This window comes from Streptomyces aureus (genome assembly GCF_000725495.1).
Classification (GTDB): Bacteria; Actinomycetota; Actinomycetes; order Streptomycetales; family Streptomycetaceae; genus Streptomyces; species Streptomyces aureus_B.
In genome coordinates, this window is the sequence record NZ_JNZD01000009.1 from 1 (window position 1) to 25396 (window position 25396).

Consider the following 25396-nt stretch of genomic DNA (forward strand, 5'->3'; position numbering starts at 1 on the left):
CGCTCCCCCGAGCTCTCGGCTTCGCTCGAGCAGGGGGCACCCCCATGACGCCGCCGGGCCGCCCTCCGGGCGACGACGCGAATTGTCAGACAGGCCCTAACGCCGTCCGCGGCGCTTCAGCAGCAGGCGGGGCAGTGCCGCCGGGACCGGGCGGCGGGTCGTCGCGGGGCTCGGCAGCGGCGGTTCGGCGAGCGAGCCCTCGGGCAGGGCGGCGGTCTCGCCCGTCGGCTCCAGGCGCACCACCCGGCACTCGCGCGCCCAGCGCTCCGGCATGGCCTCGCCGTCCGGGGCGTTCAGCCGCTTGCCCTTCAGCTCCCCGACGGCCGCGTCCCACTCCGGGGTGCCCGCCGTGAGTTCCACGACCGTGGCGGACCAGGTGACGAGCCGTCCGCCCTTGTCCTTGCTGCGTACGGTGACCACGGCGCTGCCCCCGTCGGCCAGCGCCGGCAGCGGCTGCTCGCCGGGCCCGTCGCCGACCAGGCACGCCGCGCCGTCGTGCCACACGTGCCACAGGGCACGGGTGGGCACGGCCCCGTCCGGGCCGGCGGGCGCGGGCGCCCCGGCGCCCCGCACCCAGATCAGCCCGGACTTCTTGGTGGCCTCCTCGACGAGGGCCTGGTCGAGCAGCTCTTGCGTCATGGGCCCCACACTATCCAGCCCGCCCTACAGCCAGCCGTTGCGCTTCAGGATGCGGTGGATGGACAGACACAGGCCGACCGTGATGCCCATGACCACCGGGTAGCCGTAGCGCGCGTGCAGTTCCGGCATGTACTTGAAGTTCATGCCGTACACACCGCAGACCATCGTCGGGACGGCGACGATCGCGGCCCAAGAGGTGATCTTGCGCATGTCCTCGTTCTGCGCCACGGAGGCCTGCGCGAGGTTGGCCTGGAGGATCGAGTTGAGCAGTTCGTCGAAGCCGAGGACCTGCTCCTGCACGCGCGCGAGGTGGTCGGCGACGTCGCGGAAGTACTTCTGGATGTCGGGGTCGATCAGCCGCATCGGGCGCTCGCTCAGCAGCTGCATGGGGCGCAGCAGTGGCGACACCGCCCGCTTGAACTCCAGGACCTCGCGCTTGAGCTGGTAGATCTGTCCGGCGTCGGTGCCGCGCGGGGTGCCGCCGCGGCCCGGCGAGAACACCTCGGTCTCGACCTCGTCGATGTCGTCCTGCACCGCGTCCACGACCGCGATGTAGCCGTCGACGACATGGTCGGCGATGGCGTGCAGCACCGCGGAGGGGCCCTTGGCGAGCAGCTCGGGGTCGTCCTGGAGGCGGTGCCGCAGCGCGCGCAGCGAACCCTGCCCGCCGTGCCGGACGGTGATGAAGAAGTCCCCGCCGGTGAAGCACATGACCTCGCCGGTCTCGACGATCTCGCTGGTCGCCGTCAGCCGGTCGTGCTCGATGTAGTGGATGGTCTTGAAGACGGTGAACAGGGAGTCGTCGTAGCGCTCCAGCTTGGGCCGCTGGTGGGCCTGGACGGCGTCCTCCACGGCCAGCGGGTGCAGCCCGAACTCGCGCGCGATACCGGCGAATTCGTCCTCGGTGGGCTCGTGCAGACCGATCCACACGAAGCCGCCGTCACGCCGCACCTGGCGCATCGCCTCCTGCGGCGTGAGCGGTGTGCGGGTGGCGACGCGGGCGCCGTCGCGGTAGACGGCGCAGTCGACCACGGCCGAGGGGGTGCCGGGGTCGCGGGTGGTGTCGTACGAGCCACTCTCCTTGCGCAGGGAGGGACGGGGGCGGACCGCGGCGCGCAGGTCACGGATCATCGACATGGCAGGCTCCTTCTCGCGGGCGGAGGCGGCCGGGCGACGGTTGGAACTACCCGGAATGGGGACGTCCTGACTGCGGATGTTTGGCACGTCCACAAAGCGGGGAGCACCGCACCGTCGCGGTGGCAGCTTCGCTACTGATTCAGATCAGACAGATCAGGGGTTCAGATCGGACAGATCAGGCGGAAACGAAGCGCTCTTCCGTGGTGCACCGGGCAACGCTGACACGTGTGCACACGATTGCGGGAGGCGACAGCCGGCAGGGCCGGGAAATCCCGAGGAACCAGCTGTGGACTCAGCGACCGGAAGAGCGGGTGGTACTGCACGATCGACTTCGGTCCATTGCAGCCCCACCTCCTCCGGTCGGTCCCCCGTGAGGGACGATCCATCCCCCGTGGGGGAGTCCGGCTCCCTCCGAAGGGGAGTCGGATCAGTCTCAGTGCGCCGGAGCAGGGGAGCAACTCCCGCAGTGCCAAGAGGGCCTGGGGGCCCTCGGTCATGCACTGCTCCGACCAGCGGCCAAGAGTATCAGCGCACCGATACGTCAACCCCCCGCTTTGCGCGTTGTTGACCGGGGTCCGGTGCGTCCTGGCGTAATTGACGCGGCCTATGCTCGCTCCATGGCTGATGTTCTTCCTCTGGTCGAGGCCCGTTTGCGCTCCGCGCTGGGCGAACCCGACGCCCGGGCCGCGGTCACCTTCCTGGGCACCGACCGTATCGAGGTGCTCCGTTTCACCGAGGGCGACATCGTGCGGTACGCCACGCTCGGCATGTCCCTCCAGCCGATGGCCGACCCCACCGCCGTCCTCGCCGATCCGGTGAAGGGCCCGCGCGCCGAGCTGGTCCTCTCCGTGCGGCCGGCCGGGGCCGACACCGACAAGGTGCTCCGCCCGCTGGCCGTGCTCGCCGCCTCGCCCCAGGTCGAGGGTCTGGTCGTGGCCCCCGGAGCCTCGCTCGACGTGGGCGAACCCCTGTGGCCCGGCGCGCCGTTCACCTCCGTCCTGGTCGCCGAGTCCGGCGGTCTGGTGGAGGACCTGGAGCTGGACGCCCCCGCCGATCCGGTGCGGTTCCTGCCGCTGCTGCCCATGACGCCCAACGAGGCCGCGTGGAAGCGGGTCCACGGCGCCGGAGCCCTCCAGGAACGCTGGCTGAACGGTGGAACGGACCTGCGCGATCCGCTGCGCAGGTCCGTCTCGCTGGACTGACCGTCCCGGAGCCCGGTCTGGCGGTGTGCCACATCGGGTTCCCCGGAGGTCAGTTGGCGAAGACCGTGACGCCGTCCTCGACGGCGTGGACCGGTTCCAGTTCCCCGGCCTTCGCGGTGAGCGCGTCGCGTCGGGCGTAGACCACCGCCGCGCCGAGCAGCGCGGTCACCGTGGCGACCACGAACGGCATCCGGGCGTCGGTCCACTCCTCGATCTTCGGGGCGAAGTAGGGCGCTGCCGCCGCGGCGAACCAGCGCACGAAGTTGTAGCCCGCGCTCGCCACGGGGCGCGGGGCGTCGGAGACCCCGAGGGCCAGCTCCGTGTAGACGGTGTTGTTCACGCCGATGAAGGCGCCGGACAGGACCGTGCACACGACGGCGGTGGTGTGGTCGCCGTACCCGAGGACGAGCACGTCGGCGGCGAGCAGCACCAGGGAGCCGCCCAGCACCTTCAGCGAGCCGAACCGGGCCTGGAGCCGGGGTGCCACGACCACCGAGAAGACCGCCAGCAGCAGACCCCAGCAGAAGAACACCGCGCCGGACCGGTAGGGCGTCATGTTCAGCACGAACGGCGTGAAGGCCAGCACGGTGAAGAACGTGTAGTTGTAGAAGAACGCGGAGGCGGCGGCGGAGGCGAGGCCGCCGTGGCCGAGGGCGCGCAGCGGGTCGAGCAGCGAGGTCCGGCGGGCCGGCTTCGGCTGCTCCTTGAGGAACACCGTGATGCACAGGAAGCCGACCGCCATCAGGAACGCGGTGCCGAAGAACGGGTAGCGCCAGCTGGCGTTGCCGAGCAGGGCTCCCACCAGCGGACCGCAGGCCATGCCGAGGCCCAGCGCGGACTCGTACAGCAGGATCGCCGCCGCGCTGCCGCCGGCCGCCGCGCCGACGATGACGGCGAGGGCGGTGGAGACGAACAGGGCGTTGCCGAGTCCCCAGCCGGCCCGGAAGCCGACGAGTTCGGCGACCGACCCCGAGGTGCCGGCGAGGCCCGCGAAGACCACGACGAGGGCGAGGCCGAGCAGCAGGGTCCTGCGGCCCCCGATCCGGCTGGAGACGAACCCGGTCAGCAGCATCGCGACGGCCGTGATCAGGAAGTACGAGGTGAAGAGCAGGGACACCTGGCCGGGGGTGGCGTCGAGGCCCCGGGCGATGGACGGCAGGATCGGGTCGACGAGTCCGATGCCCATGAAGGCGACGACGGACGCGCCGGCGGTCGCCCAGACGGCCCTCGGCTGACGCAGGACGCCACCCGCGCCGGCGTCGAACGTGTCGCCCTCCGCGGGGCCTTCCGTGCTGTTGATCATGCCCGCTCCTTCGCTGTGCGCCGACTGGATCGTTGCTGTATACACACAATAAGTTAGATGGACTAATAAATGCAAGCTACATCTAGTTTTCGGGTCCCCGGGCTCGCTCCGGACGGGTGATCGTCCTTGACGTGGGCAGGGACGGGGAGGACCGTTGGGCCCTATGAGGGGCGAACCCAGTTGCCCGAAGTGTGGTGGCCGGGTCAGGGCTCCCGGCCTCTTTGCCGACTCCTGGCAGTGCGATGTGCATGGCACGGTGCATCCACTGCAGCCCGTGATCCCGCCCAGCGTCGAGGCCCTCGGTGTGGTCGTGCACCGCGCCCGGGTCCCGGTGTGGATGCCGTGGCCGCTGCCGGTCGGCTGGCTGTTCACCGGAGCGGCGTTCGCGGGGGACGACCGCAGCGGGGGCAGGGCCACCGCCATCGCCTGCTCGGGGCCCGGACCGCTGGGCGGCATGGGTGAGCTGATCCTCGTCGCCGAGGAGCTGGGCGTCGGCCTCGGTGCACGGTACGCGGGTATGGACGGGCCCGATCCCGGCCCCTCCATGAACGTCGAGAAACCGCCCCAGGCGAAGGTCCTCGCGGCGGGCCGCCCCACCCCGCTCTGGCACGTCTCCGGTTCCCCGGACGACCGTGCCGTCTTCGCGGGCGAGGCGCTGGGGCTGTGGCTGTGGGCCGTCGTCTGGCCCGAGCAGACCGGACTGCTGATGTACGACGAACTGGTCCTGACGGACCTGCGGGACGCGGGCGCGGAGGTCGACCTCCTGCCGTGCGGGGCGCTGTCACCGCGGATTCTGGAGCCTTAGGGCGCGTCGCGGGTGGTCTGCTCCGGCCCCCGGCCCGGTGCTCCGTTCCCGGTCCCCGATCCGGGCCGGGTCATGGCGCCCGCGCGCCGCAAGTGATCCGGGGGGTCCGATCCGCGCCCGGACGGCTGTCCGGGCCGTGGCGGACTGCGCAATGCCGGCCCGCGGCGCACCAGGCCGCCTCCGCCCGTTCGCGCCGGGGGAGTGTAGGGGGTGCTCCCCTGGTGCGGGTGTGACATCCGGAGTGTCGACTCCCGGTATCCTTGAGCGTCCCGTCCGCTCCCTCACCGCCTGGAGTCCGCGTAGTGCGCATCGACCTGCACGCCCACTCCACCGCGTCCGACGGTACGGACACCCCGGCGGAGCTGGTGCGCAACGCGGCGGCCGCCGGTCTGGACGTCGTGGCGCTGACCGACCACGACACTACGCGCGGGTACGCCGAGGCGATCGCCGCACTGCCCGAGGGGCTCACCCTCGTCACCGGCGCGGAACTCTCCTGCCGGATCGACGGCATCAGCATGCACATGCTGGCCTACCTCTTCGACCCCGAGGACCCCGCCCTGCTCGCCGAGCGCGAACTGGTGCGGGACGACCGGGTGCCGCGGGCCCAGGGCATGATCGCCAGGCTCCAGGACCTCGGTGTGCCGATCACCTGGGAGCAGGTGGCGCGCATCGCGGGCGACGGCTCGGTCGGACGCCCGCACGTCGCCTCCGCGCTGGTCGAACTGGGCGTGGTCGGCAGTGTCTCCGACGCCTTCACCGAGCAGTGGCTCGCCGACGGGGGCCGCGCCTACGTCCCCAAGCACGAGACCGACCCGTTCGAGGCCATCCGGCTGGTCAAGGGGGCCGGAGGCGTCACCGTCTTCGCCCACCCGGCCGCCGCCAAGCGGGGTCGCACCGTGCCGGAGTCGGTGATCGCGGAGCTGGCCTCGGCCGGCCTCGACGGCATCGAGGTCGACCACATGGACCACGAACCGGCCACCCGGGCGCGGCTGCGCGGTCTGGCCGCCGAACTGGGCCTGCTGGCCACGGGTTCGTCCGACTACCACGGCAGCCGCAAGACCTGTGTGCTCGGGGAGTTCACGACCGACCCCGAGGTCTACGGGGAGATCACCCGCCGCGCCACCGGGGCGTTCCCGGTACCGGGCGCGGGCGGAGCCTGAATCCCCGGACGTCCACCACACCGACGGCTCCGGCCGGTCCGGTGACGGAGGGCGCGTGCCCGCCGTCGCCCCGACCGCCCGGTGCGGTCGAGGCCGGTGCATGAGGCCCGTACGAACCGATCCGGTGCCGTGGGCCCCCTCGACTCGACTCCTCCCGCCCGCCCCGATTCCCGGGGTGGGGGAGGTGTTTGGTGCCGGGCGGGCCGCCTGTCGGCGCCGGGGCGGGGTCCGCGAGCCCCGGGCCGTGTCCCCGCGGTGCGTGCCTCCTGCCGTACGACGGACCCGCCGTACGACTGGCCTGAGTCGGGTGGGCCTGCCTACGACGGACCCGTGCCGTCCGCGGCGCCCGTCCTGCGCCGACGTCCCGCCGGAACCACGTCCACCGGCCCTGTTCCCGGGCACCCGGCCCCGCCGGCCGTGCCCCCCGTTCCCCCTGCGGGACGGCCGCCCGAAACGGCGGCCGGACGACCCGCCCATCCTGTCCCACCACCTCGCAAGGCTCTTCACCAGCATGTTCGACGTCGCCGTCTTCGGCTCCCTGTTCCTCACGCTCTTCGTCATCATGGATCCCCCCGGGATCACCCCGATCTTCCTGGCGCTCACCGCGGGCCGCCCCGCCCGGGTGCAGCGGCGGATGGCCGTCCAGGCGGTCTGCGTCGCCGGCGGCGTCATCACCGTCTTCGGGCTCCTCGGGCACCAGATCCTCGACTACCTGCACGTCTCCGTGCCCGCGCTGATGATCGCGGGCGGACTGCTGCTCCTGCTCATCGCCCTGGACCTGCTCACCGGCAAGACCGACGAGCCGAAGCAGACCAAGGACGTCAACGTCGCCCTCGTCCCCCTGGGGATGCCGCTGCTCGCCGGGCCCGGCGCGATCGTCTCGGTGATCCTCGCGGTGCAGAAGGCCGACACGGTCGCCACCCAGGTCTCCGTGTGGACCGCGATCCTCGCGATCCACGTGGTGCTGTGGGTCGTGATGCGCTACTCGCTGCTGATCATCCGCGTCATCAAGGACGGGGGAGTGGTCCTGGTGACCCGGCTCGCCGGCATGATGCTCTCCGCCATCGCGGTGCAGCAGATCATCAACGGCGTCACCCAGGTGATCCACGGGAGCTGACGGGCTTCCCGGGACGGACGGAGTCCGGCACGGCGGGCCCCGGCGACGGTGCCGGACACACACAGAGCCCCGCACGGCATCGCGCCGTGCGGGGCTCTGAAGTCTGATCAGCGTGAAGCTGCGTCAAGTCGTGCTGTCCGCGACGGGTTCGTCCGGTGAGGAGCCTTCGGTGCGTCCTCGTTCCGTGCTGCGGACCGTCGTCGTGTTAGGAAGCGGTGGTGTCGGCCGGGCGGATCCACAGGCGCTGCCCGATGGCGGCTGCCTGCTGAACGATCCGGTTGACGGAGGCGGCGTCCACGACAGTGCTGTCCACGGGCGTGCCGTCGACATCGTCGAGTCGCAGGATTTCGAAGCGCATGGGCTTCTCCCTTCGTCTGGTCATCCTCCTGAGGAGAACTACTCAATGTGTGTGATGAGCGAGGCAACGGTGCCCTCGCTCACGTAGGGAGTCAACGGGATGCGTGTTACAAACATTCCCTACGCTAAGGAAATTTTTCGAGAACCTAATTACCGGCGGGTAGCCCGCGTGGCGGAGACTGAACGGCGCCGGTTGTGTTCGCAGCGTGACCGCCGGGACAATGGGACGCGATGAACGACGACCACGCGGCCCTCGCCGCCCGCATAGACCGTACGAACGAGCTGCTCCAGCGCATGCTCGCCGAGGTCGCGAAGACCCCCTCCACCCACGCGATCTTCGTCGACGCCGGATATCTGTACGCGGCCGCGGGGCGCCTCGTCGCCGGCACGGAGGACCGCCGCTCGTTCGACCTGGACACCGAGGGTCTCATCGAGGCGCTCATCGACCGGGCCCGCACGATCTTCGCCGACAGCCGGCTGCTGCGCGTCTACTGGTACGACGGTGCGCGGCGCCGCATCCACACCGCCGAGCAGCAGTCCATCGCCGAACTCCCGGACGTGAAGGTCCGGTTGGGCAACCTGAACGCCAACAACCAGCAGAAGGGCGTCGATTCACTCATCCGCTCGGACCTGGAATCCCTCGCCCGGCACCGCGCCATCAGTGACGCGGCCCTGCTCGGCGGGGACGAGGACCTGGTCTCCGCGGTCGAGGCCGCCCAGGGCTATGGCGCCCGGGTGCACCTCTGGGGCATCGAGGCGCCCGAGGGCGGCAACCAGGCCGAACCGCTGCTCTGGGAGGTCGACAGCCAGCGCACGCTCGACCTCGACTTCTTCAAGCCGTATGTCGCCCGGCGCACCGCCCAGTCGTACGACCCGGCGGCGGCGGTCCGGCCGTCCCGGGAGGACGTGCGCTTCGTCGGCGCCCAGATCGCCGCGAAGTGGCTGGCCGCCCGGGGCCGTGAGTCCCTGGCCGAGCTGCTCCCCGGGCACCCGTATCTCCCCGGCTCGGTCGACCAGGATCTGCTGGTCGAGGCCGAGGGTCTGCTCCAGTACTCCCTGCGCGGCCAGTCGGACCTGCGCCGCGCGCTGCGGGACGGCTTGTGGGAGCACCTGCAGGCGCAGTACTAGGCGCGCGCGGGGTCGGGTCCGTTACGGACCCGGAGCCGGCCGCCACACGGGCGCCTTACGGACCCGGAACCGGCCGCCACACGGGCGCGTTACGGACCCGGAGCCGGCCGCCCTACAGGCCGGGAGCCCTGCCCGGCTGCTCGCGGTCAGTGGGTGGTGACGCCGTCCCAGAACGCGGCCAGGGCCCGGGCCGTCTCCAGGGGCTGGTCGGCGTTCGGGGAGTGCTCCGCCCCCTCGACCACCGTGCGGTGCGCGTCCAGCCGTACGGCCATCGTGTCCAGCAGCGAGACCGGCCAGGTGTCGTCCCGCGCTCCGGACAGCACGTGCTTCGGGAGGGCGACCGCGGCCAGTTCGTCGACCCGGTCGGGCTCGTCGCACAACTGGCGGCCCGTGGCGACGAGCTGCGCGGGGCTGTTGGCGAGCCAGCGGCGGCGCAGGTCGGCGAGGTCGTCGAGCCCCGCGTCCAGCCCGCCCGTCTCGGTCTCCTCGGGCGGCTCCATCGCCTGGATCGCCTCCCACACCTCGGCCATGCTCATCACGGCCAGCGCGTCCCGCAGCAGCTTGACCCGCTGCTGCTGCGCCTCGGAGATCTGCGCGGGGCCCGAGGCCATGAGCGTCAGTGACACGAACGGCGACGGATCGGCCAGCACCGCGGCGCGCGCGATCTGCCCGCCGAGCGAATGCCCCACGAGGTGCAGCGGCGTGCCGATCGCGGCGGCCTGCGCGAGCACGTCCTGCGCCAACTCGCTCTGCGCGTAAGCCGTTTCGTTGTCCTTGGGGCCGTCGGTCTCGAACTGTCCGCGCCCGTCGACGGCCACCGTGCGGTAGCCCGCCGCGGCCAACGGCGCGTGCAGCGCGATGAAGTCCTCCTTGCTCCCGGTGAACCCCGGCAGCAGCAGGGCGGTCCCCCTGGCCCCTCCTTCCGGCACGGCGTCGAGCACGGCGAACGCGCCGCGCGCGGTGGACAACCGGTACCCGCGGACACCGGCGGGCGGAACGAACGTATAGGGCCTGCTCATGCGCAGGAGGCTATCGGGCGCCGCCGACGCCCGCGCGACGGGTGCGTTGCTTCCGGACCGGTGCGGGGTGAATCCGGCCGGGGGATGCCTTTGGCCGGGGGCGTGGGTGCGGACGCCAGGGTCGGGTCGGCGGGGGCTCGTAGGCCCGGCCGGGCGGACCGTGGGCTCGGATGCCGGCCGGGCGGATCAGGGGCCCGGATGCGGAGACCGTGGCCCGGATGCCGGGGCGGACGGGCCGAGCGGGGCCCGGGTGCGGAGATCGGGCCGACGGGGGCTCGCTTGGCGAGGCCGTACGGACCGGGGCGCGGGTGTGGAGGCCGGGTCGGCGGGGCCGTATGCCGTGGCCGGGCGGACATGGGGCTCGTGCGCCGGGTCCGAGCAGACCCGGTTCGTATACAGGGTCCGGGTCGATGGGGGCGGCGATGCAGGGATCGGGCCCGAGTGGGCGCCTGGACGCGGAGCTGGGCCGGTAGGTCGGGCCCGACCGGGGGCCTGGACGCCGAGTCAGGCCGGTTGAGGGGCGTGGGTGAGGCCGGGGCCGCCCCGGGGCGGGAACGCCGACGGCCCGGCCCCCTTGTCGGGGGACCGGGCCGTCGGTGGGGAGATCAGCTCTCCGTGGGCTCCGTGGCGACCGCCTTGCGGGTCCGGCGGCGCGGAGCGGGCTTCGTCTCCGTGGCGTCGGTGGCCTGGGCCGGGATCTCGGCTTCGGCGACGGCCTTGCGGGCTCGGCTTCGGCGACGGCCTTGCGGGTGCGGCGGCGGACGGGCTTGGCCTCGGTCTCCTCGGCGGCCTGGGGCGCCTCGGTGACCGTGGCGGCGGCCTTGCGGGTGCGCCGCGGCTTGGCCTCGGCGACGGTCTCCGCGCCCTCGACGGTGTCGACGACGGCCTCCGCGGCCTTGCGGGTCCGGCGGCGCGGAGCGGGCTTCGTCTCCGTGGCGTCGGTGGCCTGGGCCGGGATCTCGGCTTCGGCGACGGCCTTGCGGGTGCGGCGGGGCGGCGGCCTCGACGGTGTCGACGACGGCCTCCGCGGCCTTGCGGGTACGGCGACGCGCGGGCTTGGCCGGAGCCTCGGTGACCTCGGCGGCCTCGGTGACCGTCTCGGCGGCGGGCGCCGCCTCGACGGTCTTGCGGGTGCGGCGGCGGGCCGGCTTGGCCGGAGCCTCCACGACGGCCTCGGCGGCGGCGCTCTCGACCACGGCCTCGGCGGCGGTCAGCACCGCCTCAGCCGGCTCGACCGCCGTCGCGGCGGGCCTGCGGGTACGGCGGCGGCGCGGCGCCGCCGGCTCCTCGGTGACGCCCTCGGCGGTCGCCACGGCGGTTTCCGCGGCCTCGGTCACGGGGGCGGCGACGGCTGCCACGGGCTCGCCGGCTCCACCACGCGTACGCCGACGACGGCGCGGCGTGCGGGGCTCGCCGGCCTCGGTGGCCGCGGGCGCCTCCGTGGCCGCCGGAGCGGCCGTGGCGGTCCCGTCGGCGGGCGCACCGTTGCGCGTACGGCGACGCTGGCGCGGAGTGCGCGGGGCGCGCTCACGCTCGGTGGACGCCGGCGCGGCCGAACGGCCACCGCGGCCCCGCGGACCACCACGGCCGCCGGTCTCGCCCAGGTCCTCGACCTCTTCTGCCGCGAGCCCGGCGCGGGTGCGCTCGGAACGCGGCAGAACACCCTTGGTGCCGGCCGGGATGCTCAGCTCCTCGTAGAAGTGCGGGGAGGTCGAGTAGGTCTCCGGCGGGTCCGGGAACCCGAGGTCCAGCGCCTTGTTGATGAGCTGCCAGCGCGGGATGTCGTCCCAGTCGACGAGGGTGATCGCGATGCCCTTGGCGCCCGCGCGGCCGGTGCGGCCGATGCGGTGCAGGTACGTCTTCTCGTCCTCGGGGGACTGGTAGTTGACGACGTGGGTGACACCCTCGACGTCGATGCCGCGGGCCGCGACGTCGGTGCAGACGAGGACGTCCACCTTGCCGTTGCGGAACGCGCGCAGCGCCTGCTCGCGGGCACCCTGGCCGAGGTCGCCGTGGACCGCGCCGGAGGCGAAACCGCGCTGCTGGAGCTGGTCGGCGAGGTCCGCCGCCGTCCGCTTGGTGCGGCAGAAGACCATCGCGAGACCGCGGCCGTCGGCCTGCAGTATGCGCGCGACCATCTCCGGCTTGTCCATGTTGTGCGCGCGGTACACGAACTGCTTCGTGTTCGCGACCGTCGCGCCCGAGTCGTCCGGCGCGGCGGCGCGGATGTGTGTGGGGTGCGACATGTAGCGGCGCGCGAGGCCGATGACCGCGCCCGGCATGGTCGCCGAGAACAGCATGGTCTGACGGCGGGCCGGCAGCATGTTCATGATCTTCTCGACGTCGGGCAGGAAGCCCAGGTCGAGCATCTCGTCGGCCTCGTCCAGGACGAGCGCCTTGATGTGCTTGAGGTTGAGCTTCTTCTGGCCCGCGAGGTCCAGCAGTCGCCCGGGGGTGCCGACGATGACGTCGACGCCCTTCTTCAGGGCCTCCACCTGGGGCTCGTACGCACGGCCGCCGTAGATGGCCAGAACGCGCACGTTGCGGACCTTGCCCGCGGTCAGCAGGTCGTTGGTCACCTGGGTGCACAGCTCGCGCGTCGGGACGACGACGAGGGCCTGCGGGGCGTCGGTGAGCTGCTCGGGCTTGGCCCGGCCCGCCTCGACGTCCGCGGGGACGGTGACGCGCTCCAGGAGGGGGAGGCCGAAGCCCAGCGTCTTGCCGGTGCCGGTCTTGGCCTGGCCGATGACGTCGGTGCCCGACAGGGCGACCGGGAGCGTCATCTCCTGGATGGGGAAGGGGTTGACGATGCCGACGGCCTCTAGGGCTTCGGCGGTCTCAGGGAGGATTCCGAGCTCTCGGAAAGTCGTAGTCAGGGTGCTGCCTCTTCTGTGTACGCGGTGCGAGGCGAGCGCGGGGGTCGTGTCGGGACCGTGCCGGGGACGTCGGCCGCTCTTGACGGGCGGGCCGGGTGGCATGGGACCACTGCCGACGCTCGAGCTCTCGTGCCGCTGAGGGTCCCTCCGGTTGCCGTACGCAATGTGCCGTACCGACGAGGAGGGCTGTCGGGTCGGAGCCGATCGGGCCACCGACCGGGCATCCTCATTCACGCGGCCCGTCGAATACTCGGCGGGCGCATTACCACCATACCCCGGAATCGCGCACATGTGATGGCCGATTTGGTCACGTAGTCGTCGTCACACTGGTTGACCAGGGACTTACGCGGTGCTGCGAGCGGGCTATTGTGCGCTTCATGACGACGCCTGACAACGCCGCTGAGAAGCCCGCCGGGGCCACCGCCGACACCGCCCCCGCGGCCACCGGGGTCGCCGCGCAGAACTGGGAGACGGCCTCGGCCGAGCCCCAGTACCGCGCCGCGGTCGTGGACCTGCTCGGAGCGCTCGCGTACGGCGAGCTCGCGGCGTTCGAGCGGCTCGCGGAGGACGCCAAGCTGGCGCCCACGCTCAGCGACAAGGCGGAGCTGGCGAAGATGGCGTCCGCCGAGTTCCACCACTTCGAGCAGCTGCGGGACCGGCTCGCCGCGATCGGCGCGGAGCCGACGGAGGCGATGGAGCCCTTCGTCGCCGCGCTCGACGGCTTCCACCGCCAGACGGCTCCCTCGGACTGGCTGGAGGGGCTCGTCAAGGCGTACGTCGGCGACTCGATCGCCAGTGACTTCTACCGCGAGGTCGCGGCCCGGCTCGACTCGGACACCCGCGGGCTCGTCCTCGGCGTCCTGGACGACACCGGCCACGCCGGTTTCGCCATCGAGAAGGTGCGTGCCGCGATCGACGCCGACCCGCGCGTGGGCGGCCGGCTCGCGCTGTGGGCGCGCCGGCTGATGGGCGAGGCCCTCTCCCAGTCGCAGCGGGTGGTCGCCGACCGTGACGCCCTGTCGACGATGCTCGTCGGCGGTGTGGCGGACGGCTTCGACCTCGCCGAGGTGGGCCGGATGTTCTCCCGGATCACCGAGGCGCACACCAAGCGGATGGCCGCGCTGGGCCTCGCGGCCTGACAACTCCGGCCGACCGCCGCCCGCGGACGTGGTGCACACGGTTCGCGGGCGCGGTGCACGGGTCACGGGCGTCGTGCACGGGGTGCGGCGCTCGGTCGCTCGGTGTTCACGGGCGTGGCGCACGGTCGCGCACGGGGTGTGGCGCTCGGTCGCTCGGTGTTCACGGGCGTGGCGCGCGGTCGCGCGGGCGGCGCCCGCGCAGCGGCCTACGCCGTGGCCGAGCGGCGTCGAAAGCGCTCCTCGGGGCGCAGCAGCAGCGACAGCAGGGCCGCGCTGACGGCGACCGCGCCGAGGAGGATGGCCAGGAACTGGCCGGAGCCGAGTGCCGAGTGCGTCAGGAACGCGCCGAACAGGGCTCCCGCCACGCCGGTCGACAGGACCAGGCTGCGGGACGGCAGCCGGTGGGGCAGGCGGTACGCCGCCGCCCAGGCGAGCGCGAGACCGAGCAGCGCGGAGCCGAGCGCTTCCAAGAACATGGTGATGGTCCCTCCCGCACGGCCGGTGCAAATCGGTCGTAGCCGGTCCTACCCCTGACGTTCGGAACGCAATCCTCCTGCGTGCCCGGCGTGTGCTCCATCTGCGCCCGCGCAGGTGGGGGACGGGCGTGCGGCGGCCGGTCAGGGCGTGGCCGACGAGGGCGCGGAGGGCACGCGGGACGGGTGCACGTACGAGCGAAGGGCCCGGTGACCAGGTCACCGGGCCCTTCGCGTACCACTGCGTCGTTCCGCGCCCTACAGGGCGCTGAACCCGACCTTGCGCTGCGTGGGCTCGCCGAGCTCCACGTACGCCAGCCGGTCGGCCGGAACCAGGACCTTGCGGCCGTGGTCGTCCACGAGGCTCAGCAGCTGCGACTTGCCGGCCAGCGCCTCGGACACCGCGCGCTCGACCTCTTCCGGGGTCTGACCGCTCTCCAGAACGATCTCGCGGGGCGCGTGCTGCACGCCGATCTTGACCTCCACGGCTTTGTCCCTCCGACGGTCAGTCATGTGCGCGTTCGTACGCGCCGTACGCAGCACACATTAGCCCGGCGAGGGGACGCGCACGCTCCGCCCGGGAACGCCAGGAGCGAACAGCCCACGGGAACAAAAAAGCGGCCGGGGGCGCGCCCCCGGCCGCATGCTTCGAGCCGGCGATCCCGGTCCGGCGATCCTGGTCCCGGTGGGGGCCCGGCCGTCCGGCGGATCAGCGGATCAGTGGTGGTCGGTGCCGTGCAGCGGGAAACCCGCGATGCCCCGCCAGGCGAGCGAGGTCAGCAGCTGCACCGCCTGGTCGCGCGGGACGCTGCGGTCGCTGTGCAGCCAGGAACGGGCCACCACCTGCGCCAGACCGCCGAGGCCCGAGGCGAGGAGCATCGACTCGGCGCGCGAGAGACCGGTGTCCTCCGCGATGACGTCGCAGATCGCCTCGGCGCACTCGTGCGTCACCTTGTCGACGCGCTCGCGCACCGCCGGCTCGTTGGTCAGGTCCGACTCGAAGACCAGCCGGAACGCGCCGCCGTCGTCCTCCACGTACGCGAAGTACGCGTCCATCGTGGCGCGCACGCGCAGCTTGTTGTCCGTGGTCGACGCGAGCGCCGTGCGCACCGCCAGGAGCAGGGACTCGCAGTGCTGGTCGAGCAGGGCGAGGTACAGATCGAGCTTGCCCGGGAAGTGCTGGTAGAGGACCGGCTTGCTGACGCCCGCGCGTTCGGCGATGTCGTCCATGGCGGCCGAGTGGTATCCCTGCGCAACGAATACTTCCTGGGCCGCGCCGAGAAGCTGGTTGCGCCGGGCACGGCGCGGCAGGCGAGTGCCCCGCGGGCGTGCTGCCTCTGTCTGCTCGATGGCTGTCACGCCGCCTCCCAAAGTTGTCCACGTGCGATGTGCGCCGCGCCGCCATCGTACTTTTCGGTAACCCTGCTGTGTGCGGTGCGAGCGCAGAATTTCATCGACCGGACCGGCCCCGGACGGCGCACAGGGGGCCGAACGGGACGAGCTGGGCACCCGGCCGCCCGCGGCGGCGCTGATCAGCGGAGTCGGGTCACCTGTAGTCGTCCTCGTTCTGCCGGACGACCCGGGCCTGTTCGGCCAGATCCCCGTCGTCGGCGTTGAGGCGGTCGCCCGGGGGTTCCGGGTCGACGTCGTCCGCGGGGTCGAGCTCGGCGGACTGCTCGGCGGCGTCGGCCTCCGGGGTCTCCGCGTCGGGGACCTCGCGGAACTGGTCGTCGAAGGTGGCGGGGTCTGTCGGGTCGACTGTCATGGTTCCTCTTCCCGAACGGTACGCGTGCGCTCCTGATAAGCGGACGGGTGCCCTCTTTCGAAGCCTAGGAGACACGCGATCCGGACGCTATGCGATCCGCCCGCCATCTGTGACGGCGAACACATGAGCCCCGGCGTGATCGTCTCGTAACATTGCGGCATGTCTTCGACCGAACTCCCTTCCGTGCCGGCCGCCGGCGTCATGCCCAGGGTCGGCGCCGTCAGGGTCGCGGAAGGAGAGCGGCTGCGATCGGTCGGGCTGCCCGGCATCACCCTGACGATCCGGTCGAGACCGCCGGCCCGGAAGGACCTTCCGCCCGCTCTGTTCGTCCACGGTCTGGGCGGCTCCTCGCAGAACTGGACGGCGCTGATGTCCCGGCTCGACGGGCTGGTGGACGGCGAGGCCCTCGATCTGCCGGGCTTCGGCGACTCTCCGCCGCCGGACGACGGCGACTACTCCGTCACCGGGCACGCGCGCGCGGTCATCCGCCACCTCGACGCGTCCGGACGCGGTCCAGTACATCTTTTCGGCAATTCACTCGGCGGCGCCGTCGCGACGCGGGTCGCCGCGGTCCGCCCGGATCTCGTGCGCACGCTCACGCTCGTGTCCCCGGCACTGCCCGAGATCCGCGCCCAGCGCACCGCCTGGCCGACCGCGCTGCTCGCCCTTCCCGGGGTCGCGGGACTGTTCACCCGGCTGACGAAGGAGTGGAGCGCTGAGCAGCGCGTACGAGGGGTGCTGGCCCTTTGTTACGGCGATCCCGGCATCGTCACGCCCGAGGGGTTCCGTGACGCGGTCGAGGAGATGGAGCGGCGGCTCGCCCTGCCCTACTTCTGGGACGCCATGGCGCGTTCCGCGCGCGGGGTCGTGAACGCCTACACGCTCGGCGGGCAGCACGGGCTGTGGCGTCAGGCCGAACGGGTGCTCGCCCCCACGCTCCTGGTCTACGGCGGCCGTGACCAACTTGTCGGCTACCGTATGGCCCAGCGCGCGGCCCGTGCCTTCCGCGACTCCCGGCTGCTCTCACTGCCGGACGCGGGGCACGTCGCGATGATGGAAGATCCGGACACGGTCGCCACCGCGTTCCGTGAACTCCTGGCGGACCTGGAAGAGTCGACCTCTTCGGTGGCAGTCGGCGCGGAGAGCTGAGGCGGGAAGTGGGACGACACAGTCGTCGGGGGCGGGCCGGCAAGACGGACACCGCGCGGACGCGAGCGGTTCCGGCGGAGGAGGCGGCACCCGCCCCGTCGCCGGGCTTCGAGGGCGCCCGTCGCGAGGCGCCAGGCGCGCCCGGCTCCCGGGGCACCTACCCGCCACCGGGCCCGGCCCCGCAGCAGGGCGCGCCACGCTTCTCCGACGGGACCCCGGCACACGGCGTCCCGCGTTTCCCGGACGGGACTCCGGCACACGGTGTGCCGCGCTCCCAGGACGGTCCGCCCGGCCGCGGCGTTCCCCGCTCCCACGACGGGACCCCGGCCCACGGGATGCCCCGCTTCCCGGGCGGTGGCCCGGGCCAGGGCGGCCCGCGAGCGCAGGGCGGTGCCCCGGGTCCGGGCGTCCCGCGGGCACAAGGTGGCGCGCCGCCCCAGGGCGGTCCCCGGCTGCCCGACGGGACTCCGGCACACGGTTTTCCGCGAGTGACCGACGGCACTCCGGCGCGCGGGGTGCCCCGGTACGCGGACGGGACCCCGGCGCACGGCGTCCCGCGGGTCCAGGGCGGCCCCCCGCCCCAGGGCGGTCCCCGGCTGCCCGACGGCACCCCGGCGCACGGTTTTCCGCGTTTCCAGGGCGGCGCCCAGGGCTCCGGCGGGCCGCGGCTCGCCGACGGGACCCCGGCGCACGGAACGGCGCGGGTGGCCGGCGGGACTCCCGCGCACGGCGTGCCGGGGGTGCGGGGCGGACACCCCGAGCAGCGTGAACAGGGCGGCGGCTGGGGGGAGTCGAGGGCCGGCGGGGCTCCTCAGGACGCCCCCCCGGGGCCGCGCGTACCCCGGCAGCGGCAGCAGGCCGCCGGACCCCGGCAGGCCTACGTCGACGCGTTCGACCTCGAGACGTCGGCAGGCGGCGACGGGGCGGGACGCAAGACCGGTTCCCGGGCCGTCGGCTTCGACGACTCGGCGGACTGGAGCGGCGGCACCACCGACGCGGGCGAGCGGCCCCCGGCGGAGGCCGGCGGCCAGGACGAGGGCAAGGCCCGCAAGGGCTGGGCGTTCACCGGGATCGCGGCGGCCGCCGTCACCACGGTGCTGGCCGTCGTCGTCGCCGGGCAGATGGCCACCGGCGGACACGACGCCGACGCCCGGACGCAGACCGCCGACGGCGGCGCCGGCCGGTCGACCCAGGGCTCCGCCTCGCGCGGCGACGGCAGGCCGACCCAGTCGGGCCAGGTGGCCGCGGCGCCCCTGACGTACGACCAGCAGATGGCCCGGACCTACCCGCTCGGGGCCGAGCTCAAGGGGTCCGGGAAGTTCGAGGTCGTCCCCGGAGTCGCCAAGGCGCCCGGCAAGGGGCACAAGTACACCTACCGCGTGGACATCGAGAAGGGGCTCGGTCTCGACGGCGCGCTCTTCGCCGACGCCGTGCAGAAGACCCTGAACGACAAGAGGAGTTGGGCCCACGGCGGCGCCCGCACCTTCGAGCGGATCGACTCCGGCGAACCGGATTTCGTCATCACTTTGGCGAGCCCCGGAACCACCGCCGAGTGGTGCGCCAAGTCGGGGCTCGACACCACGGAGGACAACGTGTCGTGCGACTCGGCGTCCACCGAACGCGTCATGATCAACGCCTATCGCTGGGCCCAGGGCTCCAAGACCTACGGCTTCGGCGAGAAGATCCACGCCTACCGCCAGATGCTGATCAACCACGAGGTCGGCCACCGGCTCGGCTACGGACACGTGAGCTGCGAGAAGGACGGCGACCTCGCCCCGGTCATGCAGCAGCAGACCAAGTTCCTCGACCACGACGGAATCCACTGTCTGCCCAACGCCTGGCCCTATCCCAAGAGTTGACGGAAAGCGCGGCGAGCGCTTTGACATGCGGAAAAAGATCGTTCATATTTTCCGCATGTCCTCCCGTCACGCCTCCGTTCGCGCCGCCATCGAGCTGGCGCTCATCGGCGTGACCGCGCTCTGCGTGGCCGACATCCACTGTTGCTGACGCCCGCCCCCGGCGAGTGCGTCACTCCCTTCATGCCCTGATCCCGTGCGCCCCGGAACCCCCGTGGTCCGGCGCGCCCGTGCCTCTTCCGGTCCGATCGGACTTCGACGCCTGACGCCCTGGGCGAGCCATGCGCTCTTCCGTCTCACCCTGTGTCATTCCGTCTCAGTATTCGAGTCATCACCCGAGAGGTCGTCTTCCGATGCGTCAATCGTCCGTCATAGCGCGCCGCGTGGCCGTGGCATCCGTCAGCCTGGTCGTGGCAGCGGGCGCCGCCGCCTGCGGGCCGAAGGACAACGATGCCAAGAGCTCCGGCGGCGACTCCCAGCCCCACAAGGGCGGCACGCTCACCGTCCTGAACGCCAACGCGCAGCAGGACTTCGACCCCGCGCGGCTCTACACCTCCGGCGGCGGCAACGTGCCCTCGCTCGTCTTCCGCACGCTCACCACGCGCAACCGTGAGAACGGAGCCGCCGGCGCCCAGGTCGTCCCCGACCTCGCCACGGACACCGGCCGCCCGAGCAAGAACGCGACCGTGTGGACGTACACCCTGAAGAAGGGCCTCAAGTTCGAGGACGGCACGCCGATCACCTCCGCCGACATCAAGTACGGCATCGAGCGCTCCTTCGCCGCCGAACTCTCCGGCGGCGCGCCCTACCTGCGGGACTGGCTCATCGGCGGCGCCGACTACCAGGGCCCCTACAAGGACAAGAAGGGCCTCGACTCGATCGAGACACCCGACGCGCTGACCATCGTCTTCCACCTGAACAAGCCCGAGGGCGAGTTCCCCTACCTGGCCACGCAGACGCAGTTCACGCCCGTCCCCAAGGCCAAGGACACCGGCACGAAGTACGAGGAGCACCCGGTCTCCTCGGGTCCGTACAAGGTCGTCGCGAACGAGAACGACGGCGAGCGCCTCACCCTGGAGCGCAACACCTACTGGTCCGCGTCGACCGACGCCGAGCGCAAGGCCTACCCGGACCGGATCGACGTCCGCTCGGGCCTCGACTCCTCCGTGATCAACCAGCGGCTGTCCTCCTCCCAGGGCGCCGACGCCGCCGCCGTCACCACCGACACCAACCTCGGCCCCGCCGAGCTCGCCAAGGTGACGGGCGACAAGGCGCTCGCCTCCCGCGTCGGCACCGGGCACTTCGGCTACACGAACTACCTCGCCTTCAACCCGAAGGTGAAGCCGTTCGACAACCCGAAGGTGCGCCAGGCGATCTCGTACGCCATCGACCGCACCTCGGTGATCAACGCGGCGGGCGGCTCGTCCCTCGCCGAGCCGGCCACGACGTACCTGCCGAACCAGAAGTCCTTCGGCTACACGCCCTACGACCTGTTCCCGGCGGGTGCCTCCGGCAACGCGGCCAAGGCCAAGGAACTGCTGGCCCAGGCTGGCTACAAGAACGGTCTGAGCATCACGCTCACCCATTCCAACAGCAAGGACTTCGAGACCAGCCCCGAGATCGCGACCGCCGTCCAGGACGCGCTCAAGAAGGCCGGCATCACCGTCAAGCTCCAGGGCCTGGAGGAGAACGACTACAGCGACAAGATCCACGGCGCCAAGACCGAGCCGGGCCTCTTCCTCGCCCACTGGGGCGCCGACTGGCCCTCCGGCGGCCCGTTCCTGGCCCCGATCTTCGACGGCCGGCAGATCGTGAAGGACGGAGCGAACTTCAACTCCGGCTTCCTCGACGACAAGTCCGTCAACGACGAGATCGACGCGATCAACAAGCTGACCGACCTCGGCGAGGCCGCCGAGCGCTGGGGCGCGCTGGACAAGAAGATCGGTGCGCAGGCCCTGACCGTGCCGCTGTTCCACCCCGTCTACAAGCGCCTGTACGGCAAGGACGTCAAGAACATCGTGATCAGCGACTGGACCGGCGTCCTGGACATCTCCCAGGTCGCGGTGAAGTAGCGCCGTGAGCGAGGCACTTGTCGCCTCCCCGGCCCCCGCGGCGGACTCCTCCGCCGCGGGGGCCTCGGGGGCCCGTCGGTTCTGGCGGCGGCTGCGTGCGCAGCGCGCCGCCCTCGTCGCGGGCGGCGTCGTCGCGCTGCTCGCCCTGGTCGCGCTCGCCGCACCGCTGCTCACGGCGATCGAGGGGCAGGACCCCACCACCTACCACCCCTCGCTGGTGGACTCCGCCCGCGGCGGAGTCCCCGTCGGCCCGCTCGGCGGCATCGGCGCCGACCACTGGCTCGGCGTCGAACCCCAGACCGGCCGCGACCTGTTCGCCCGCCTCGTCTACGGCGCCAGGGTCTCCCTGGGCGTCGCGCTCGGGGCGACGGTCGTACAGGTCCTCATCGGGGTCGTGGTCGGCGTCGCCGCCGCGCTCGGCGCGCGGTGGGTCGACCAGCTGCTGAGCCGGTTCACCGAGATCATCATCGCGATGCCGCTGATGATCATGTCGCTGGCGCTGCTGGCGGTCGTCCCCGGCAGCTTCCCCCGACCCCTCCTGGTCGCCCTCGTCATCGGCCTGATCGCCTGGGGCAACGTCGCGAAGATCACCCGCGCCCAGACCCTCACCCTCAAGGGCCTCGACTACGTCGCCGCCGCCCGGCTCAGCGGCTGGGGCACCTGGCGGATCGCCACCCGCGAACTGCTCCCGGGACTCGCCGCGCCGGTCATCACCTACGCCGCGCTCCTCGTCCCGATGAACATCAGCGTGGAGGCCGCCCTGTCCTTCCTCGGCGTCGGGGTGAAGCCCCCGACGGCCTCGTGGGGACAGATGCTGACCGCCGCCGACATCTGGTACCAGGCCGCACCCCAGTACCTGCTGCTGCCCGCCGGCGCGCTCTTCGTGACCGTCCTGGCCCTGACCGTCCTGGGCGACGGCATCCGTACGGCCCTGGACCCGCGCGCGGCCTCCCGCCTGCGCGTCGGCACGGGCCGCAAGGGAGAGGCCAAGGCGGGCGTGGGCACCGGTGGTGGCGGGTCCACCGGCGACGGAGCGGTCCTGCCCGGACGGGGCGTACCCGGGACCGAGGTGTCCCGGCAGGGCGCACCCGGGGCGGACGTGTCACGGCAGGGCGCACCCGAGGTGGACCTGCCCCGGCAGAGCGCGTCCTGCGACGCGGAGAAGGAGGCCACCGCATGAGCGGCTTCACCGGGTTCGTCCTGCGCCGGACCCTCGGCACCCTGGTCACCCTCCTGGCCATCTCGGTGATCGTCTACGTCGTCTTCTTCGTGACGCCCGGCAACGTCGCCCAGATCACCTGCGGCCCCCGCTGCTCCCCGGAGCAAGTGCACCAGGTGGCACAGCAGTTGAGGCTCGACGACCCCCTCTACCTGCGCTACTGGCACTTCCTCCAGGGCATCCTCGTCGGCCAGGACTACTCCACGGGAACGTCCGTGGAGCACTGCTCGGCCCCCTGCCTCGGCCTGTCGTACCAGGGCGACCAGCAGGTCACGCAGCTGATCGCCGCGAAGCTGCCGGTCAGCCTGTCGCTGGTGTCCGGCGCGATGGTCCTCTGGCTGATCCTGGGCGTCGGCACCGGTGTGCTGTCCGCCTGGCGGCGCGGCCGGTTCAGCGAGCGGGTCCTGACCGGGATCACGCTCGCGGGCGTGGCCACCCCCGTCTTCGTGATCGGCCTCGTCCTGATGATCGTCGTCTGCGGACAGCTCCAGCTCCTGCCCTTCCCGCAGTACGTCGGCCTCACCGACGACCCCGAGCAGTGGGCCTGGAACCTGCTGCTGCCCTGGCTCTCGCTCGCGCTCATCGAAGCGGCCACGTTCGCGCGGCTCACCCGGGCGTCGATGCTGGAGACGCTCGCCGAGGACCACATCCGCACCTTCCGCGCGTACGGCGTCGGGGAGCGGTCCGTCATCGGACGGCACGCGCTGCGCGGGGCGTTCGCGCCGATCATCGCGCTCAACGCCAACAACGTCGGCGGGGCCATCGGCGGCGCGGTGCTCACGGAGAGCCTCTTCGGGCTGCCCGGCATCGGCCGGGAACTGGTGCACGCCGTGAACGTCGTCGACCTTCCCGTGGTCGTCGGCATGGTCCTGGTCATCGGCTTCTTCGTGGTCATCGCCAACGCCGTCGCGGACGTGCTCTACGCGGTGGCCGACCGACGGGTGGTACTGGCATGAGCGACTCCTCCTCAACCCCCGCCCCGCCGGCTCCCGGCGCGGCTCCGCTGGTCGAGGTGGACGGCCTCGTCGTCGACTTCGACGGACTGCGCGCCGTCGACGGGCTCTCCTTCCGGCTGGAGCGGGGTGCCGCGCTGGGCCTGGTCGGCGAGTCCGGCTCGGGCAAGTCCACCGTCGCGTCGGCCCTGCTGGCGCTGCACCGGGGCACCGGAGCGCGGGTCGACGGCACGGTCCGCGTGGCCGGCACCGACGTCCAGACGGCGTCCGACGACGAACTGCGCGGGCTGCGCGGCCGCAAGGCGGCCATGGTCTTCCAGGACCCGCTGTCCTCGCTCGACCCGTACTACGCGGTGGGCGACCAGATCGCCGAGGTGTACCGCGTGCACACCCGGGCGTCCCGGCGGGCGGCACGCGCGCGTGCCGTGCGGGTCCTCGACCGTGTCGGCATCCCCGACGCGGCCCGCAGGTCCCGCTCGCGCCCGCACGAGTTCAGCGGCGGGATGCGCCAGCGCGCCCTCATCGCCATGGCCCTCGTCTGCGAACCCGAGCTCCTGGTCGCCGACGAGCCCACCACGGCCCTCGACGTGACCGTCCAGGCGCAGATCCTCGACCTCCTGCACACCCTGCGGCAGGAGACCGGGACCGGGCTGCTGCTGGTCACCCACGACGTCGGCGTCGCGGCCGAGAGCGTCGACGAGATCCTGGTCATGCGGCACGGACGCGCCGTCGAGCACGGCCCCGTCGGTGCCGTCCTCGGCTCGCCCCGGGAGCCGTACACCCGCGAACTCCTGGGCGCCGTACCCCGGGTGGACACCCCTCGGGCGGTGCCGCCCACTGTGCGCGGTACGGGTAAGGGTACGGGCAGGGGTGCGGGCACGGGCACGGGCGCGGGTCCGGCCGAGGTCGGCCGGTCCGACGAGTCCGGTCGGTCGGCCGAGTCCGGTCGGTCGGCCGAGTCCGGTCGGTCGGCCGAGTCCGGTCGGTCCGACGGGGATGCCGGGTCCGCTGCGGACGGCCCGTCCGACGGGTCCGTCCGCCCCGGCGGCGACGGTGACGCCCGGTCCGACGGCGGGGTCGTCCTGGAAGCGGTCGGTCTGCGGCGGGAGTTCGGGCGCGGCAGGCGCCGCGTCGCGGCGGTCGACGACGTGTCGCTGAGCGTCCGCAGGGGGCAGACCCTCGGCGTCGTCGGCGAGAGCGGCAGCGGGAAGACGACCCTCGGAAGGATGCTGGTCGGACTCCTGGAGCCGACGGCCGGCGTGGTCCGCCACGACGGCCACGAACGGACCGGTGTCCGCCCCTCGGTGCAGATGGTCTTCCAGGACCCGGTGTCCTCCCTCAACCCCCGGCGCAGTGTCGGCGAGTCCATCGCCGACCCGCTGCGGGCGCGCGGGGAGAAGGACGAGGAACGCGTCCGGGGCCGGGTACGGGACCTGCTGGAGCGCGTCGGGCTCGACGCCGCGCACTACGACCGCTACCCGCACGAGTTCAGCGGAGGCCAGCGCCAGCGGGTCGGCATCGCGCGGGCGCTGGCCGCCGACCCGGCGGTCATCGTGTGCGACGAACCGGTCTCCGCGCTCGACGTCACCACCCAGGCCCAGGTGGTCGCCCTGCTCGGCGAGCTGCAGCGGGAACTCGGCCTCGCGCTGGTGTTCGTGGCCCACGACCTCGCCGTCGTGCGCCAGGTCAGCGACCACGTGGCGGTGATGCGGCGCGGCCGGCTCGTCGAGTACGGCCCCGCCGACGAGGTCTACGAGCGGCCCCGCGACCCGTACACCCGGCAGTTGCTCGCCGCCGTGCCGGCGCTCGACCCGGAGGTCGCGGCACGGCGCCGCGCGGAGCGCGAGGTGCTGTCCCCGGTGTGATCCGGGGGCCCGCGCCCCGCGCGAACACACCCGGGTGATCTCGTAGCGCGACGAAACGCGCCCTGCGCGGGAAAGTTACGACCGTTCACCCCTTTTGGTGGTGCGACGGACAACCGTCCGTCGCACCACCGCCTTGTCCGCATACCTTCGTCCCGCTGCGAG

At 72.5% G+C, this 25396-nt stretch carries 22 protein-coding genes and 1 pseudogene; 13 read left to right on the forward strand and 10 right to left on the reverse strand.

The features are described 5' to 3' along the window. Positions 1-96: 96 nt before the first annotated feature. Both IO36_RS16695 and IO36_RS16700 read right to left on the reverse strand, forming a co-directional pair. Complete coding sequence (locus IO36_RS16695; RefSeq protein WP_037620762.1) at positions 97-639, reverse strand: hypothetical protein; 543 nt, start codon at positions 637-639, stop codon at positions 97-99. A gap of 24 nt (positions 640-663) precedes the next feature. Continuing rightward, positions 664-1776 carry a magnesium and cobalt transport protein CorA gene (locus tag IO36_RS16700; protein WP_037620763.1) on the reverse strand — a complete coding sequence of 371 codons (1113 nt, stop codon included), beginning with the start codon at positions 1774-1776 and terminating at the stop codon, positions 664-666. Positions 1777-2393: 617 nt separating this feature from the next. On the opposite strand from IO36_RS16700, the gene IO36_RS16705 reads away from it, so the two are divergent. Continuing rightward, positions 2394-2978 (forward strand): suppressor of fused domain protein, encoded by a 585-nt coding sequence (locus IO36_RS16705; protein ID WP_037620764.1) that lies wholly within the window; start codon positions 2394-2396, stop codon positions 2976-2978. Positions 2979-3027: 49 nt separating this feature from the next. Here IO36_RS16705 and IO36_RS16710 read toward each other — a convergent pair whose 3' ends face one another. Next, a complete protein-coding gene (locus IO36_RS16710) occupies positions 3028-4281 on the reverse strand; it encodes an MFS transporter (protein ID WP_037620765.1) in 1254 nt (417 codons plus the stop codon). A 163-nt stretch (positions 4282-4444) separates the two neighbouring features. Here IO36_RS16710 and IO36_RS16715 point away from each other — a divergent pair, with 163 nt between their 5' ends. The 3 genes from IO36_RS16715 (at position 4445) to IO36_RS16725 (ending at position 7363) form a co-directional block, all read left to right on the forward strand. After that, complete coding sequence (locus IO36_RS16715; RefSeq protein WP_037620766.1) at positions 4445-5086, forward strand: DUF6758 family protein; 642 nt, start codon at positions 4445-4447, stop codon at positions 5084-5086. 302 nt (positions 5087-5388) lie between these two features. After that, positions 5389-6246, forward strand: a complete 858-nt coding sequence (locus tag IO36_RS16720; RefSeq protein ID WP_037620767.1) for a PHP domain-containing protein — start codon at positions 5389-5391, stop codon at positions 6244-6246. Positions 6247-6757: 511 nt separating this feature from the next. After that, positions 6758-7363 (forward strand): MarC family protein, encoded by a 606-nt coding sequence (locus IO36_RS16725; RefSeq protein ID WP_037620986.1) that lies wholly within the window; start codon positions 6758-6760, stop codon positions 7361-7363. Positions 7364-7568: 205 nt separating this feature from the next. Here IO36_RS16725 and IO36_RS45975 read toward each other — a convergent pair whose 3' ends face one another. Beyond that, positions 7569-7721: a hypothetical protein gene (locus IO36_RS45975; protein ID WP_107065725.1), complete on the reverse strand. Its 153-nt coding sequence runs from the start codon at positions 7719-7721 to the stop codon at positions 7569-7571. Positions 7722-7951: 230 nt separating this feature from the next. Between IO36_RS45975 and IO36_RS16730 the strand changes: the two genes are divergently transcribed. Further along, positions 7952-8848, forward strand: a complete 897-nt coding sequence (locus IO36_RS16730; RefSeq protein ID WP_037620768.1) for an NYN domain-containing protein — start codon at positions 7952-7954, stop codon at positions 8846-8848. Positions 8849-8994: 146 nt separating this feature from the next. Here the strand turns inward: IO36_RS16730 and IO36_RS16735 are convergent, their stop codons facing one another. Continuing rightward, positions 8995-9867: an alpha/beta fold hydrolase gene (locus IO36_RS16735; protein ID WP_078943248.1), complete on the reverse strand. Its 873-nt coding sequence runs from the start codon at positions 9865-9867 to the stop codon at positions 8995-8997. Positions 9868-10472: 605 nt separating this feature from the next. Further along, on the reverse strand, positions 10473-12650 hold the full coding sequence (locus tag IO36_RS16740) for a DEAD/DEAH box helicase (RefSeq protein WP_425535539.1): 2178 nt from the start codon (positions 12648-12650) through the stop codon (positions 10473-10475). 461 nt (positions 12651-13111) lie between these two features. Here IO36_RS16740 and IO36_RS16745 point away from each other — a divergent pair, with 461 nt between their 5' ends. Beyond that, positions 13112-13882: a ferritin-like fold-containing protein gene (locus IO36_RS16745; RefSeq protein ID WP_063764874.1), complete on the forward strand. Its 771-nt coding sequence runs from the start codon at positions 13112-13114 to the stop codon at positions 13880-13882. A 206-nt stretch (positions 13883-14088) separates the two neighbouring features. Here IO36_RS16745 and IO36_RS16750 read toward each other — a convergent pair whose 3' ends face one another. From IO36_RS16750 to IO36_RS16765, 4 genes are all read right to left on the reverse strand, one after another. Continuing rightward, entirely contained in the window at positions 14089-14358 is a 270-nt protein-coding gene (locus IO36_RS16750; RefSeq protein ID WP_037620771.1) for a hypothetical protein, read from the reverse strand. 255 nt (positions 14359-14613) lie between these two features. Beyond that, positions 14614-14841, reverse strand: coding sequence for a DUF3107 domain-containing protein (locus IO36_RS16755; RefSeq protein WP_028801993.1), 228 nt, complete (start codon positions 14839-14841; stop codon positions 14614-14616). A gap of 231 nt (positions 14842-15072) precedes the next feature. After that, positions 15073-15714: a TetR/AcrR family transcriptional regulator gene (locus IO36_RS16760; protein ID WP_037620773.1), complete on the reverse strand. Its 642-nt coding sequence runs from the start codon at positions 15712-15714 to the stop codon at positions 15073-15075. A gap of 187 nt (positions 15715-15901) precedes the next feature. After that, on the reverse strand, positions 15902-16120 hold the full coding sequence (locus tag IO36_RS16765) for a hypothetical protein (protein ID WP_037620775.1): 219 nt from the start codon (positions 16118-16120) through the stop codon (positions 15902-15904). A gap of 159 nt (positions 16121-16279) precedes the next feature. Between IO36_RS16765 and IO36_RS16770 the strand changes: the two are divergent. The 7 genes and pseudogenes from IO36_RS16770 to IO36_RS16795 form a co-directional block, all read left to right on the forward strand. Further along, positions 16280-17357: pseudogene (locus tag IO36_RS16770) on the forward strand (alpha/beta fold hydrolase); the annotation flags it as partial. A gap of 247 nt (positions 17358-17604) precedes the next feature. Beyond that, positions 17605-19128 (forward strand): DUF3152 domain-containing protein, encoded by a 1524-nt coding sequence (locus IO36_RS16775; protein WP_078943272.1) that lies wholly within the window; start codon positions 17605-17607, stop codon positions 19126-19128. 55 nt (positions 19129-19183) lie between these two features. Then, positions 19184-19276 carry an Ms4533A family Cys-rich leader peptide gene (locus tag IO36_RS49185; RefSeq protein ID WP_318658278.1) on the forward strand — a complete coding sequence of 31 codons (93 nt, stop codon included), beginning with the start codon at positions 19184-19186 and terminating at the stop codon, positions 19274-19276. A 202-nt stretch (positions 19277-19478) separates the two neighbouring features. Beyond that, positions 19479-21197 (forward strand): ABC transporter substrate-binding protein, encoded by a 1719-nt coding sequence (locus IO36_RS16780; protein ID WP_037620776.1) that lies wholly within the window; start codon positions 19479-19481, stop codon positions 21195-21197. 4 nt (positions 21198-21201) lie between these two features. Next, on the forward strand, positions 21202-22377 hold the full coding sequence (locus IO36_RS16785; RefSeq protein WP_078943249.1) for an ABC transporter permease: 1176 nt from the start codon (positions 21202-21204) through the stop codon (positions 22375-22377). After that, positions 22374-23372, forward strand: coding sequence for an ABC transporter permease (locus tag IO36_RS16790; RefSeq protein ID WP_037620777.1), 999 nt, complete (start codon positions 22374-22376; stop codon positions 23370-23372). Before IO36_RS16785 ends, IO36_RS16790 begins: the two co-directional genes overlap by 4 nt. Then, positions 23369-25234, forward strand: coding sequence for a dipeptide ABC transporter ATP-binding protein (locus tag IO36_RS16795; protein ID WP_051900583.1), 1866 nt, complete (start codon positions 23369-23371; stop codon positions 25232-25234). The genes IO36_RS16790 and IO36_RS16795 overlap by 4 nt, the downstream gene beginning before the upstream one ends. Positions 25235-25396: the final 162 nt, after the last annotated feature.